The sequence below is a fragment of the Gordonia sp. UCD-TK1 genome, assembly GCF_001691435.1.
GTDB classification, from domain to species: Bacteria; Actinomycetota; Actinomycetes; order Mycobacteriales; family Mycobacteriaceae; genus Gordonia; species Gordonia hongkongensis.
Map to the genome: position 1 here is coordinate 92093 of NZ_LZMP01000008.1, position 13714 is coordinate 105806.

At 67.6% G+C, this 13714-nt stretch carries 12 protein-coding genes and 1 tRNA gene; 6 read left to right on the forward strand and 7 right to left on the reverse strand.

The annotated features are described in order from the left end of the window. Nucleotides 1–145 precede the first annotated feature (145 nt). A complete protein-coding gene (locus A9310_RS06890; RefSeq protein WP_065629949.1) occupies nucleotides 146–1252 on the forward strand; it encodes a class I SAM-dependent methyltransferase in 1107 nt (368 codons plus the stop codon). Between the two features lie 15 nt (nucleotides 1253–1267). Here the strand turns inward: A9310_RS06890 and A9310_RS06895 are convergent, their stop codons facing one another. Both A9310_RS06895 and A9310_RS06900 read right to left on the reverse strand, forming a co-directional pair. Then, the gene (locus A9310_RS06895; RefSeq protein ID WP_065629950.1) at nucleotides 1268–2440 is read right to left on the reverse strand and encodes a cystathionine gamma-synthase; all 1173 of its coding nucleotides are present in this window, start codon (nucleotides 2438–2440) and stop codon (nucleotides 1268–1270) included. A 10-nt stretch (nucleotides 2441–2450) separates the two neighbouring features. Then, entirely contained in the window at nucleotides 2451–3845 is a 1395-nt protein-coding gene (locus A9310_RS06900; RefSeq protein WP_055474900.1) for a cystathionine beta-synthase, read from the reverse strand. 112 nt (nucleotides 3846–3957) lie between these two features. Here A9310_RS06900 and A9310_RS06905 point away from each other — a divergent pair, with 112 nt between their 5' ends. Together A9310_RS06905 and A9310_RS06910 are read left to right on the forward strand one after the other, a co-directional pair. After that, nucleotides 3958–4869 (forward strand): SGNH/GDSL hydrolase family protein, encoded by a 912-nt coding sequence (locus A9310_RS06905; RefSeq protein ID WP_175401091.1) that lies wholly within the window; start codon nucleotides 3958–3960, stop codon nucleotides 4867–4869. 65 nt (nucleotides 4870–4934) lie between these two features. Beyond that, the gene (locus A9310_RS06910) at nucleotides 4935–6158 is read left to right on the forward strand and encodes an acetyl-CoA C-acetyltransferase (protein WP_055474902.1); all 1224 of its coding nucleotides are present in this window, start codon (nucleotides 4935–4937) and stop codon (nucleotides 6156–6158) included. A 16-nt stretch (nucleotides 6159–6174) separates the two neighbouring features. Here the strand turns inward: A9310_RS06910 and A9310_RS06915 are convergent, their stop codons facing one another. The 5 genes from A9310_RS06915 to A9310_RS06935 form a co-directional block, all read right to left on the reverse strand. Further along, entirely contained in the window at nucleotides 6175–6735 is a 561-nt protein-coding gene (locus A9310_RS06915) for a DUF6790 family protein (protein WP_065629952.1), read from the reverse strand. A 135-nt stretch (nucleotides 6736–6870) separates the two neighbouring features. Beyond that, nucleotides 6871–7737 (reverse strand): Bax inhibitor-1/YccA family protein, encoded by an 867-nt coding sequence (locus tag A9310_RS06920; protein ID WP_055474978.1) that lies wholly within the window; start codon nucleotides 7735–7737, stop codon nucleotides 6871–6873. A 144-nt stretch (nucleotides 7738–7881) separates the two neighbouring features. Continuing rightward, nucleotides 7882–8568, reverse strand: coding sequence for a TetR/AcrR family transcriptional regulator (locus A9310_RS06925; RefSeq protein WP_065629953.1), 687 nt, complete (start codon nucleotides 8566–8568; stop codon nucleotides 7882–7884). A gap of 55 nt (nucleotides 8569–8623) precedes the next feature. Further along, nucleotides 8624–10894: an MMPL family transporter gene (locus A9310_RS06930; protein WP_065629954.1), complete on the reverse strand. Its 2271-nt coding sequence runs from the start codon at nucleotides 10892–10894 to the stop codon at nucleotides 8624–8626. 53 nt (nucleotides 10895–10947) lie between these two features. Continuing rightward, nucleotides 10948–12186, reverse strand: coding sequence for an oxygenase MpaB family protein (locus A9310_RS06935; RefSeq protein WP_058250758.1), 1239 nt, complete (start codon nucleotides 12184–12186; stop codon nucleotides 10948–10950). Between the two features lie 189 nt (nucleotides 12187–12375). On the opposite strand from A9310_RS06935, the gene A9310_RS06940 reads away from it, so the two are divergent. From A9310_RS06940 to A9310_RS06945, 3 genes are all read left to right on the forward strand, one after another. After that, nucleotides 12376–12449, forward strand: a tRNA-Leu gene (locus A9310_RS06940). Nucleotides 12450–12556: 107 nt separating this feature from the next. Next, nucleotides 12557–13351: a TIR domain-containing protein gene (locus tag A9310_RS25020; protein ID WP_175401088.1), complete on the forward strand. Its 795-nt coding sequence runs from the start codon at nucleotides 12557–12559 to the stop codon at nucleotides 13349–13351. 186 nt (nucleotides 13352–13537) lie between these two features. After that, the coding region (locus tag A9310_RS06945) for a transposase (RefSeq protein WP_083207281.1) at nucleotides 13538–13714 on the forward strand (177 nt) is incomplete at its 3' end.

Here is a 13714-nt window from a genome sequence, read left to right on the forward strand (position 1 = left end):
CCCGCTGTCACGGGGCTGTCACCATCGGCTCACCGCGCAACGGGTCGCGGTCGAGTCATGACAGCGCCGCGACAGGACCCCGGCGCACGCTCGGTGCACACGCCGCCCGGCGTGGTTCCGACATCGCACACGAGAGGCTCGTCCCATGACCACCACACACGCCGCCGGTTCCGACACCGCGATCGACCTCGCCCGGGTCGAGGCCTTCGCCGGCCAGGTGAGCGCCGATCTCACCCATGCCTATCACTCGATCAGCACCCACCTCGGCGACCGCCTGGGACTGTGGCGGGCGCTGGCGCAACTCGGTTCGGCGACGAGCGCCGAGCTCGCCGAACGCTCGGGACTCGCCGAACGGTATGTGTACGAATGGCTGTGCGTGCAGGCCGCGGCCGGATACGTCCTGCTCCACGACGGCGGCAATGACGCCGCGAATGGCCCAGAGGTGTTCGTGTTCCCCGCCGAGCACGCGATGGTGCTCGCCGAGGACAACAGTCCGTCGGCGATCGTGGCCGGCTTCGAGGTCGCGGCCGCGGTGTGGTCCTCGGTCGACCAGCTCGCGCATGCGTACGCGACCGGCGACGGCGTGCCCTGGCACGCGCACGATTCCCGGCTGTTCTCCGGCGTCGAACGGTTCTACGGCACGATCTACCGCGCGTCGCTGCTCAGCGAGTGGGTTCCGGCGATCGACGGCCTCGAACAGCGCCTCACCGACGGCATCCGCGTTCTCGACGTCGGGTGCGGGTACGGGGTCCCCACGATCCTGCTCGCCGAGGCCTTCCCGAACTCCACGTTCGTCGGTGTGGACAGCCACGAGGAGTCGGTCCGGCGCGCCGAAGCAGCCGCCCAGGCAGCCGGGGTCGACGACCGGGTCCGCTTCGAGGTGGCGACGGCCCGATCGTACGACGGTGACTACGACGCGGTCATGATCTTCGACGCCCTGCACGACTTCGGTGATCCGATGGGCGCGCTCGCACACGCCCGGTCATCACTGCGTCCCGGCGGTCAGGTGATCGCCGTCGAGCCGCTGGCGCACGATACGCTGGCCGAAAATCTGACCAATCCCGTTGCGCTGCTGTTCTACTCGGGTAGCTCATACCTCTGCGTGCCGCACAGCATCGCCGACGGCACGACCTCGCTGGGCGCCCAGGCCGGCCCCGCTCGACTGCTCGACACCTTCCGGGCGGCCGGTCTGACCTCGGCGCGAGTCGCGGCGACCACTGCGTCGAACCTGCTCCTCGAGGCGCGGGTCTGACGGCGAGCCGAGTCCTCAGCGCAGCGCGTTCTCCAGGTCCCCGAGGAGGTCGTCGATGTCCTCGATACCGACCGAGAGCCGGACGAGGTTGGCAGGGACCTCGAGGAGCGATCCGGCGGTCGAGGCGTGCGTCATCGCACCGGGGTGTTCGATCAGCGACTCGATGCCGCCGAGCGATTCGGCGAGTGTGAACACCTCGGTGCGGGCGCAGAACTCCTTGGCGGCGTCGAGCCCGCCCTTGACCAGCACCGACACCATGCCGCCGTAGCGCTTCATCTGCTTGCCCGCGACCTCGTGGCCCGGGTGGTTCGACAGACCCGGGTACAGGACGGCGTCGATCTTGTCGTGGCCGCTCAGGTAGTCGACGACCTTCTCCGCGTTGTCACAGTGCCGGTCCATCCGGACGCCGAGGGTCTTGATGCCGCGCAGGGTGAGGAATCCGTCGAACGGTCCGGGGACCGCCCCGGCGCCGTTCTGCAGGAACGCGAACGCCTCGTCGAGCTCCTCGCTGTCGGTGACCAGTGCGCCGCCGACGACATCCGAGTGCCCGCCCAGGTATTTGGTCGTCGAGTGGAGCACCACGTCGGCGCCCAGGACGAGCGGCTGCTGCAGGTACGGCGAGGCGAAGGTGTTGTCGACCACGAGCTTCGCGCCGGCCTCGTGCGCGACGGCGGCGAGGGTCTCGATGTCGCCGACGTTGAGCAGCGGGTTGGTCGGCGTCTCGGTCCAGACCAGCTTGGTCTCCGGCCGGATGGCGTCGCGCACCGCGGCGACGTCGGACACCGGGGCCACCGAGTAGGTGATCCCCCACTGGCTGAACACCTTGTCGATGAGCCGGAAGGTCCCGCCGTAGGCGTCGTTCGGGATCACCAGATGATCGCCCGGCCGCAGCGTCGAGCGCAGCAGGCAGTCGGTGGCCGCCATGCCAGAGGCGAAAGCCCGTCCGTAGGTGCCGCTCTCGAGAGCGGCGAGATTGGCCTCGAGGGCGCGTCGGGTCGGATTGCCGGTGCGCGCGTACTCGAAGCCGTCGCGCAGCCCGCCGACACCGTCCTGGGCGAAGGTCGAACTGGCGTAGATCGGGACGTTCACCGCGCCCGTCTGGGGATCCGGGTCGTAACCGGCATGGATGGCGCGGGTCGAGAAGCCTTGCCAGCGAACCGAATCCGCGGCACTGCGTCGTTCACTCACGGTGATGCTCCTATCCGACGATCGGGTGGCTCGACACGAAGGCGAGCAGGTCGTGGCGCGTAATCACGCCGATGGGCTTGCCGTCCTCGACGACCATCAGCGCGTCACAGTCGCCGAGCGCTTTGGTGGCCGCCGACACCGGTTCGCCGGAACCGATGAGCGGGAACGGCTCCCCCATGTGTGCCGACACCGGGTCGGCGAGGCTGGCACGACCTTCGAAGACCGCGCTGAGGAGGTCACGTTCGGTGACCGCACCCGCGACCTCACCGGCCATCACGGGCGGCTCGGCGCCGACGACCGGCATCTGCGAGACGCCGTACTCGCGCAGGATCTCGATCGCGTCGCGCAGGGTCTCCTGCGGATGGGTGTGCACGAGGTCGGGCAGCGCGCCGGTCTTGCCGCGCAACACATCCCCGACGAGAGATTCCTTGGTGTTGGCGTCGAGCGGGGTGCGCAGGAAGCCGTAGCTGCTCATCCACTGGTCGTTGAAGATCTTCGCCATGTAGCCGCGGCCGCCGTCGGGCAGCAGTACGACGACGACGGCGTCGGGCCCCTCGCGTTCGGCGACCTGCAGGGCCGCGACCACCGCCATCCCGCACGAGCCGCCGACGAGCAGCCCTTCCTCGCGGGCGAGACGCCGGGTCATGTCGAACGAGTCGGCGTCGGAGACCGCGATGATCTCGTCGGGGATGTCCGGGTCGTAGGCCGACGGCCAGAAGTCCTCCCCGACACCCTCGACGAGGTAGGGGCGCCCGGTCCCGCCGGAGTACACCGACCCCTCGGGGTCGACGCCGACGATCTTCACCGAGCCGCCGGACACCTCCTTGAGGTACCGGCCGGTGCCGGTGATGGTGCCGCCGGTGCCGACGCCGGCCACGAAGTGCGTCACCTTGCCGTCGGTGTCGGCCCAGATCTCGGGACCGGTGGTCTCGTAGTGACTCTGCGGACCGGCCGGGTTCGCGTACTGGTTCGGCTTCCACGCACCGTCTATCTCGGTGACCAGGCGGTCGGAGACGCTGTAATAGCTGTCCGGGTGGGACGGCTCCACCGCGGTCGGGCAGACCACGACCTCGGCACCGTAGGCGCGCAGGACGTTGCGCTTGTCCTCGCCGACCTTGTCCGGGCACACGAACACGCACTTGTAGCCGCGCTGCTGGGCGACGAGCGCCAGGCCGACGCCGGTGTTTCCCGACGTCGGTTCCACGATGGTCCCGCCCGGCTTCAGTTCACCCGAGGCCTCCGCCGCGTCGATCATCCGCACGGCGATGCGGTCCTTGCTGCTGCCACCGGGATTGAGGTACTCGACCTTGGCGGCGACCAGGCCCGATCCGGGTGAGGTCACCGAGTTCAGCTTGACCAGCGGGGTGTTGCCCACCAGGTCGACGACGTGATTGGCGATGCGCATGTGTCCATGGTCCCAGAGCCACCGCGAACAGCGACACCCGGCCGCTGCCCCAGTCAGCTGATCCCGCTGAACGCCTAAACTGGCACTCGTGTCCGGTTCGAGTCGTCGAGGAATCGTCCCCGCCAGGATCGTGCGCGACGTCGGCGCGACAGCGGCTGCGACCGCGGGCGCGGCCGGCGCCGGCTGGGCCGCCTACAACCTGCTGAACAGTCAGGCCGCCGAGGCCCGCGTGGTGATCCCGCACCGTACCGACAACGCCCCGGACGGCGACGGCGTGTACCGCCCCGACGGCACCAGCGCACGTTTCACCCGGGACACCGTGTACGACCTGTATCTCGTGGTGTTCGGGGACTCGACCGCGGCCGGACTGGGTGCCGAGACCGCGGACGAGACGCCAGGAGTCCAGATCGCCCGCCGCGTGGCCGCGGAGACCGATCGGGTGGTCCGCTACGCCAACAAGGCCATCGTCGGCGCGACGTCGAAGGGGCTCGCGGCCCAGATCGAGGCGATGTTCGTCCATCACGAGCGACCCGACGTGGCCGTCATCCTCGTCGGCGCCAACGACGTCACCGCCCGCAACAGTCCGCTCCCGTCGGCGCGGCGGCTCGGAGATGCCGTCCACGCACTCGTCGACGAGGGCGCGAAGGTCGTCGTCGGCACCTGCCCGGATTTCGGCGTGGTGACCGCGATCCCCCAGCCCCTGCGAATGGTGTTGCGACGCTGGGGACTCACGCTGGCCGCCGCGCAGCGATCGGCGGTCCGGGCCGCCGGGGGGCGGCCGGTCCCACTGGCCGACCTGCTGACCGAGGAGTTCCTCGCGCGCCCCGAGCACATGCTGTCGCCCGATCGATTCCACCCGTCGGCCGCGGGGTATGAGCTCGCCGCCGACATCCTGGTGCCCGAGGTGCTCGCCTCGATCGGCGAGTGGGGTCCGACGCCGCTACCCGAACCGCCGAAGGTGTCCGAGGCCGTCGAAGAAACACGGTTCGTCACACGTCTCAGGAGACGTCTGACACGTCGGTGACCAGCCACGACCCGGGCTGACCGACCTCGTGACCAAGCAGATGCTTGGTGCGGTAGTTTCGAGGTATGCCTGAAGCCGTCATCGTCGCCCACGCCCGTTCCCCGATCGGCCGCGCCGCCAAGGGATCCCTCAAAGACATCCGACCCGACGAACTGTCGCGCCAGATGGTCGAAGCCGCGCTCGCCAAGGTGCCTGAGCTCGACCCGGCACTGATCGAGGACATCCACTGGGGCATCGGCCAGCCCGGCGGACAGGGCGGTTACAACATCGCCCGGGTCATCGCGGTCGAGCTGGGTCATGACCACATCCCCGGCGTCACGGTGAACCGCTACTGCTCGTCGTCGTTGCAGACCACCCGGATGGCGCTGCATGCCATCAAGGCCGGCGAGGCCGACGTCCTCATCTCCGGTGGTGTCGAGAGCGTGTCGAGCTTCGGCATCTCCGGCGGCGCCGACGGCGCACCGAATTCCAAGAACCCGCTGTTCGACGACGCGATGGCCCGCACCGAGAAGGCGGCCGCCGGTGACGCCGGCATCTGGCACGATCCGCGCAAGGACGGGGTCATCCCGGACGTGTACATCGCGATGGGCCAGACCGCCGAGAACGTCGCCTCGTTCACCGGCATCTCCCGCGAGGACCAGGACAAGTGGGGCGTGCTGAGCCAGAACCGCGCCGAAGAAGCCATCAAGTCCGGTTTCTTCGAGCGGGAGATCGACCCGGTCACCCTGCCCGACGGCTCGCTGGTCACCACCGACGACGGCCCCCGCGCGGGCACGACCTACGAGAAGATCTCGCAGCTCAAGCCGGTCTTCCGCCCGGACGGCACGATCACCGCGGGCAACGCGTGCCCGCTCAACGACGGCGCCGCGGCGCTGGTCATCATGAGCGACACCAAGGCGAAGGAGCTTGGCCTCACCCCGCTGGCGCGCGTTGTCGCCACCGCGGCCACCGGCCTGTCGCCGGAGATCATGGGGCTCGGTCCGATCGAGGCGATCCGCAAGGTGCTGCGGGTCTCGGGGATGTCCCTGTCGGACATCGACCTCGTCGAGATCAACGAGGCCTTCGCCGTGCAGGTCCTCGGTTCGGCCCGTGATCTCGGCATCGACCACGACAAGCTCAACGTGTCGGGTGGCGCCATCGCCCTGGGTCACCCGTTCGGGATGACAGGCGCCCGCATCACGACCACCCTGCTCAACAACCTGCAGACCCGCGACAAGACCTTCGGCATCGAGTCGATGTGCGTGGGTGGCGGTCAGGGCATGGCCATGGTCCTCGAGCGCCTCAGCTGATCACTGCTGGAGCGCCTCAGCTGAGCGAAGCCGTCTCCGTCTCGTCGACACCCCTCGCCGCGTTCGGTCCCTGGACCGCGACGCTGCGGGGGGTCGTTCGTCGGTACACGAACCAGGCGATGACGACGGCACCGACGATGTAGATCTCGGCGGGGATCGCCCAGACGTTGTTCGTCGCGGTGTTGTCGTGGATGTAGTACTGCGAGATGTGACCGGCGAGGTCTCCCCCGTAGCTGATCGCCAGTGCCCACACGGCGGCGTCGAGCCATCCGCCACGATTTCGCACCCGGTAGCAGAGCACGCCGAGCACGCCCACGGCGATGTCGTTCCACCCGAGCTCCCACTGGAACATGGACGGGATGAAGTCCGGCCCGATGCCCTCGGCGATCTCGGGGGCGTTCGGGCCGACGTGGCCGACCCCGGCGAGGATGCCGAATGCGCCGCCGGGGACGAGTATCCAGAGCAGCACGAGTTCGGCTGCGCGGCCGACGGTGCGTCGTCGCATCGATCGGTCCACCAGTATGTGTACGACGGCGCCGATGATCATCAGCGCCAGCTGGATCATAAAGAACACCATGTCCGCACGGTAGAACCGCGGTGATGGGGTTGTTCCCGCAAACGCACCCGGGTGGCACACTTTGTCGCCAACCGACCCCTGACACGACAGTGGCCCCGCACCTGCCGAGGTGCGGGGCCACTGTCACATGACTGGCTAGTCGGAGTTGAAGTAGGTCAGCAGACGCAGGATCTCGACGTACAGCCAGACCAGGGTGACGGTCAGGCCGAGTGCCACGCCCCAGGCGGCCCGGTCGGGTGCGCCGGCACGGATCAGGCGATCCGCGGCGTCGAAGTCCAGCAGGAAGCTGAACGCGGCGAGGGCGATGCAGACCAGCGAGAAGATGATGGCGATCGGGCCACCGTCGCGCAGGACTCCGGCCTCACCGGTGAACAGACCGATGACCAGGTTGCCGAGCATCAGGACCAGGACACCAATCATGCCGGCGAACAGCATGCGGGTGAAGCGCGGCGTCACGCGGATGGCGCCGACCTTGTACACGAACAGCATGCCGAAGAACACACCGAAGGTGCCGAGGACGGCCTGTCCGATCAGCGCACCGGCGGAGGTGTCGCCGGCGACCGCCCAGTTCGCGAACACGAACGAGATGGCACCGACGAAGAGGCCCTCGAACGCGGCGTAGGCCAGCACGATGGCCGGGTTGTCCTGCTTGCGACCGAAGCTCGCCACGAGGACGAGCACGAGACCGGCGATGGCGCCGACCAGCATCAGCGGGGTGGCGAGAGCTGCCTGGGCGGCCTCGGTGGCGCGGCTGCTGATCGCGAAGTACGTGGCAGCGGCGGCCAGCGTCAGCACTCCGAGCGTGATCGCGGTCTTGGTGACGACGTCGTCGATCGTGAGCTGACGAGTGGCCGGCGGTGCCGGCTGGGTGTAGGGGTCAGTGGCCTGACCGAACTGGTTGGCCGCGGCGCCGGCGCCGGCCATGCCGGCCCCGAAACCCGCGTATCCGGATTGATTGTCGCGGACCACGCCGCGCATCACCGGATTGCTGCTTTCTCGCACGAAGCGCTCCTTCATCGGTACGGATGTATGCCGTCTCAACGTCGGGCCGTTTCTGAGAGTTCCCTGACGGGAGCTCGCAACGACCGAGTCGACGTCGACTTTACCGACTCTTGACCCTTCTGTCGTCAGACACCCGCCACCGGGTCAGTTCACCCGGTCGCGCAGCGATCTCAACCGGCGGCCCAGTGCGGTCTGATCGATGCCGCCGTCGGTCGCGAGCGAGGCCCGGCCCAGGCACATGGCGGTGAGCATGGCTTCCGCACGCGCGAAGTCGCCGCCCCAGGCGAGACCCGGTTTGGCGAGCATCAGCGACGCGATCCCGTGGGCGGCGGCCCAGAACTCGAGAACGATGTCGGCGATCTCGGCGTGATCGAACACCCCGTCGTCGGCCAGCTCGGTGACGGTTCCGGCGAACCGCGAGTACGCACTGGCGGCGAGTACCTCGTCGACCTTCGACGGATGCCCTTCGGGAGTGGGTTTGCCGAACGCCACGCGATAGAGCACGGGCGTGGCGACGGCGAAGCGGACATAGGCCATCCCCTGGCCCAGCGCTCGTTCGAAGGCGTCGTCGACGCCTTCCGATGCGGCGGCCATCTCGTCGTCGAGACGCTCGAAGTAGCGGGCGCACACGGCGTCGAGCAGGGCTTCCTTGTCGGCGAAGTGCAGGTAGATCGATGGCGGTGTGACCCCCACGCGGTTGGCGACCGCGCGAATCGACATCGCGGTGTCGTCGCCGTTCTCGACCAGCAACTCACCGGCGGCCTCGATGATCTCCTCCGCGAGGATCTCTCCGGACCCGCGCGGTGATCTCGCTCGTCTACGTGTCGTCACTGCACTCCTGCACCTGTCCCGCCGTTGTTCGTCCGCCGTTATGACGTATTTGGTGTCAGACCCTCGTCGGCGCGGTGTCCGGCGCCGCTTTCTCGGGACGCCCGACCTCCGGAGCCTCCTCGGACAACCCGATCCGATCATGTAGCCGTCGCAGCGGACCCGGCGCCCACCAGTTCGCCCGCCCGGCCAGACGCATGAAGGCGGGGACGAGGAACATGCGGATGATCGTCGCGTCCATCAGGACCGCCAGGGTGAGACCGACCCCGAACATCCGCATGAACGAGACCTCTGACGCCGCGATGGCGGCGAAGACGATGCTCATCAGCAGGGCTGCCGCCGTGATGACCCGGCCGGTCCGGGCCAAGCCCAGGGCCACGGCATGGTCGCTGGCCGCGCGCGTCCGGTCCGATCGCAACCACTCCTCGCGGATCCGTCCCAACAGGAACACCTCGTAGTCCATCGACAGGCCGAACGCCACGCAGAACAGCAGCACCGGCATGGTCGCGCTGAGGGTGCCCGTGGCGGTGGTCCCCAAACCTCCGAGGTGCCCTTCCTGGAAGAACCAGACCATCGCGCCGAACGTCGCCGACAGCGACAGGATGTTGAGGACGAGCGCCTTCAGCGGCAACACGACGCTCCCGGTGAACAGGAACAGCAGCACGAACGTCGCGATCGCGATGAGGCCGAGCACCCAGGGCAGATGCGCGTAGATCGACCCGACGGTGTCGTCGGTGGCGGCGGCGAGCCCGCTGAACAGGGTCTCCGTTCCCGCCGGCGGCGGCACCGCCCGCAGCTCGTCGAGCTGGGCGATCCCCGACTCGCTCATCGGGTCGCGGTCGGTCGACACCTGCAGGACGTGTACGTCGCCCCGGGTGTCGTCCGGGCTGCCGGGCGCGGCCGGCGCACCCCGGACGAACGTCCCGGCCGACGACCCTGCGGAGTTGACATCTCCGACCGTCGACAGGGCGCGGGTGTAGCCGGCCAGGGCCGCATCGTCCACCGGCCCCCGCACGACGACGGTGACCGCTGCGGACAGGTCGTCCTCGTAGTCGTCTCGGATCTCCTGCTGGATCGCGTGGGCGCTCGCCGACTCGGGGAGCACCCGGTCGTCGGGGAACCCCAGCTTCATCGACAGGAACGGCGCACCCAGTACCAGTAGGAAAACCGTGACGACCGCGGCGACCGGCAAGGCGTGGCGCAGCACCCACTGGACGAGCCGGTACCACCAGGTGTCCTCGGGTTCGACGGGCCGCGCCGGCGGCAGCCGAAGCAGGCGCCGGAGTGGCTTCCGGGCGTCGAACGCGTCGATGCGATCACCGAGGAGCATGAGCACGGCCGGCGTGAGCACGAGCGCCGACACCGCGGCCACGACCACGACGCCGAGACCCGCGAAGGCGAAGCTGCGCAGGAAGTACTGCGGGAACAGCACGAGCGCGCTGAGCGACAGGGCGACGGTCACCGCGGAGAAGGCGACCGTCCGCCCGGCCGCGGCCAGGGTCCGGACGATCGCGTCGGGCCGGCTCAGACCGTGTCCGACCTCTTCCCGGTAGCGCGTCAGGATCAGCAGCGTGTAGTCGATCGCGAGCGCGAGACCCAGTGCGGTGGTGAGGTTGAGCGCGAAGACCGAGACGTCGGTGATCGATCCGATCGCGCGGAGCAGCGCGAAGGTGAGGATGATCGAGACGATGCCGATGCCGACCGGGACGGCCGCCGCGAGCAATCCGCCGAAGATGAAGATCAACACGATGAACGTGATCGGGATCGCGATGGCCTCGGCGACGAGGAGATCGGACGCGGTCTGATCGTTGACCTGTGCGAAGACCATTCCTTGGCCGCCGACCTGCACGGTGATCCCGTCGCGGTCACCGGCCAGGGCCTCGGCGATCTCCTCGGCGTGCCCCGGTGCCGAATCCTCGCCACCGTCGAGCGAGGCGATGATCAGCGTCGACGTCCGGTCGCGACTGACGAGCGCGGAGTCGAGCGCCGGATTGGCCCACACCGACAAAATCTGGTCCTGCACGTACTGATTGCGATTCAGGTCGGCGACGATGTCCTCACCGACCGCCCGGGCCGTCGGGTCGCGGGAGACGTCGACTCCGTCGGGACCGTCCAGTTTGAGCACGACCTGGATCCCGCCGCGGTTGAACGTCTCGTCGAGCGTTCTCTCCGCCCGCGCCGACCCCGAGTTCGGATCGCTGTACCCTCCGGCCAGCAGATGTTCGGCCGCGGTGGCGCCGTACGCGCCGCACACCACCAGCAGGATGAGTGCACCCAGCAGCACTCGTTTGGGCATGGATATGACCAGCCGTGTCAATCTGACCAGCATGCGGACCCCTGTCGCGTCGGTCGACTTTACGGCGTTAAGTTATCAGCAGTAATTTAGGCGGTCAAGGACGATTCAGGGACGTGCGGCATGCCGAGTCCGCGTCGGACCGTTCGCAGTTCGCGCTCGATCACCGTCGACTCCGATCCGAGCAGTCCGGTCGCCCGCGCGATCTCGCGCAGCCTGACGGCGGGCCGTGCGACGTCGACGAGATGGTGCAACGGCGTCCGGCGCAGACCCATCCGCCGGGCGACCGGGCGCTCGACCCATCTGGTGCTGATGGCCGAGAACGACGACATGAGCAGGGGTCTGGTGATCGCATCCACCGCGGAGACCAGCAACCCCGGCACCGGAATCGGCGCGGCCCCGTGCACGACGCGCGGAAGGTCGTACCCCTCGCGAAGCAGCGCCTTGATCAGCACCTTCGACGAATCGTCGGGCTGCAGCTCGAATTCGCCTGCGATACGAAACAATTCGCTCGACGACTCGTAACTCGGCGGCAGGAGGTCGTCGTCGACCCCGATGACCCAGCCGATCCAGCGCCACAGATGTGTGATCGCCTCACATTCCGCACTGCTGTAGTGGATCCCGAAATCCCGTGCGACGACGAGAGGGAGAGCCAGGAAGCCGCACGAGATGGTCATCACGGCATACGTCTGGTTGATGGGTGCGCCCCACTCCCCTTCGTCCCAGGCCCCGGCGTCGTCCGTCGGATCGCCGCCGGGCGGGTGCCGCAGGACGTCGCGGATGTAGGCGTGTAGCAGCCGAATACGAAGCGTCGCAGCCCAACCGGGACGGCCCGGGAGCATCGATCCGGGCGTGGTCGCCTCGGCGACCCAGCGGGCCGTCGACTCGACCCGATCACGTGTCCCCGATCCCAGCCGGCCGGTGGCCACCAGCGGACGGACGAACCCCTGCGCCTTGAATCCGTAGATCAGCGATTGATACAGCGTCGACGACTGCAACGTCCCGAACCGCCACCAGGCGCGGGCGCCGGCCTCCGCCCAGGCCGGGTCGAACCACGGAGGTGGGGTGCTCGCGACCTGCAACAGATGTGTCATCGAGGCGGGCATCTCGAGGTGTTCGACATCGGTCTCCTCCTCGGCGGAGGTGTGCTCTTCCAAGAGCGCGACCAGTGTGGAGAAAGAGATTCCGCGTTCTCTGGCCTCGACGATCACCGCGTCGGCGAGCGGATCACCCTGCGTCAGACCCGCCTCGAGGCGCTCGACGATGGCGGGATGCCGCTCTCGGACGGCCTCCCAATTGCGTGCCCCGGTCACCGCTGCCGCGTCCATGCCCAATGATCACCCCGGCGACTGGGCCGGTCAAGGACGGCTGACTCCCAGACGTCGACTCGACTGCCAGACCTCGATCGAAGTCTGGCGGTCGAGTTGACGTCTGTCGGTGGCAGCGCCGGACGGATTCGGACACGCTGCCGCGGCTGACTATGCTCACCGTGGGGACCGTCGTCGAGCGGACCCTTTGCCCCCATAGCCCAATTGGCAGAGGCAGCCGACTTAAAATCGGCACAGTGTCGGTTCGAGTCCGACTGGGGGCACTGGTAGGAGCGTTTTCAAGCCGATCGACACCTCGCCACCCCGGCACGGCCCCGGCGCGCGGCGTGGTGAACAGTGGCTGTCAGCACCTGGTGGCAAGATCGCCAGTGTGGACGCAACGCAGAAGATCGCCCTCGTACAGAAACAGCTGGACGCTGTCGACGAGACCGGAACCGTCGTCGACACCCAGGAGTGGGCACATCACAACGAAGTTGCGGTACGCCTTTGCCTCGGAACCGACAACCCGACATATAAGAAGCTACGGCAAGTCAAGTTCACCCCTGGCGCGGTCGTTTCCGGGCCTGGAATCGACAACACAGGTACTTATGAGCGCGCGAAGCGCCGAGGTGTTCAGAGTTCGGTGGCACTGCTCAAAGCAGCCCGAGGCGAGATCGAATTGCTGGCGACCGATGATCTCCAAGATGGGACGCAGACAGCTGCGCCCGGCGGCACTCGCGTCTTTGTAGTTCACGGCCACGACGATACTCGGAAGCTGGAGATCGCTGCGCTAATTCGTGATCTCACAGGGGTGAAGGCCACAATTCTAAGTGAGTATCCAAATAAGGGCGATACCATTATCGAGAAACTCGAAAGTGCATCGGCAGAGGCAGCGTATGCCGTGGTGATAGCGAGTGCCGACGATATCGGCGGCAGTAAATTGGAAGATCCAGCCAACCTTTGCCCGCGCGCACGCCAGAATGTCATCCTGGAACTTGGCTATTTTATCGCCAAACTAGGTCGCAATCGAGTGGCATTCATGGTGGAGGAAGGCATAGAGCGACCGTCCGATACAGACGGGATACTCTATATTCCTCTCGACCCGAATGGCGGCTGGAAACTACCGCTCGCACGAGAGTTGAATAGCGCAGGAGTCTACGTGGACTTCGCCGCCCTTGCGGAGTGAATAGATTTCACCTCGCCAATTGCCGATTCCTCAAATAGGAGCCTACGTGTCATACGCAGAATCAGAGCCGCCACGATGGACACCACTCGACCTCAATGCGGATGTGGCGTGTCCCCCGTGAACCGGTCCGGGTGGTTCTAGAGTCCTGATTGCCCTGTTGAGGGCGGAGAAGGGACGATAGGGATCATGGCGGGACGGAAGCGTCACTCGGCTGAGGACATCGTGCGCAAGTTGCGCCGAGCCGATGAACTGGCGGCCGAGGGCAAGAACGGCGAGGAGATCGCCGCCGACCTCGAGGTGTCGGCGGCCACCTTGTACAACTGGCGCCGCCAGTACGGCGGTATGGACGCTGATGCCGCCAAG

Excerpts from the sequence above, each read along its gene's own strand:
- A9310_RS06890 (WP_065629949.1), top strand. The coding sequence starts at position 146 with ATGACCACCACACACGCCGCCGGTTCCGACACCGCGATCGACCTCGCC.
- A9310_RS06900 (WP_055474900.1), bottom strand. The coding sequence starts at position 3,845 with ATGCGCATCGCCAATCACGTCGTCGACCTGGTGGGCAACACCCCGCTG.
- A9310_RS06910 (WP_055474902.1), top strand. The coding sequence starts at position 4,935 with ATGCCTGAAGCCGTCATCGTCGCCCACGCCCGTTCCCCGATCGGCCGC.
- A9310_RS06915 (WP_065629952.1), bottom strand. The coding sequence starts at position 6,735 with ATGGTGTTCTTTATGATCCAGCTGGCGCTGATGATCATCGGCGCCGTC.
- A9310_RS06930 (WP_065629954.1), bottom strand. The coding sequence starts at position 10,894 with ATGCTGGTCAGATTGACACGGCTGGTCATATCCATGCCCAAACGAGTG.
- A9310_RS06935 (WP_058250758.1), bottom strand. The coding sequence starts at position 12,186 with ATGGACGCGGCAGCGGTGACCGGGGCACGCAATTGGGAGGCCGTCCGA.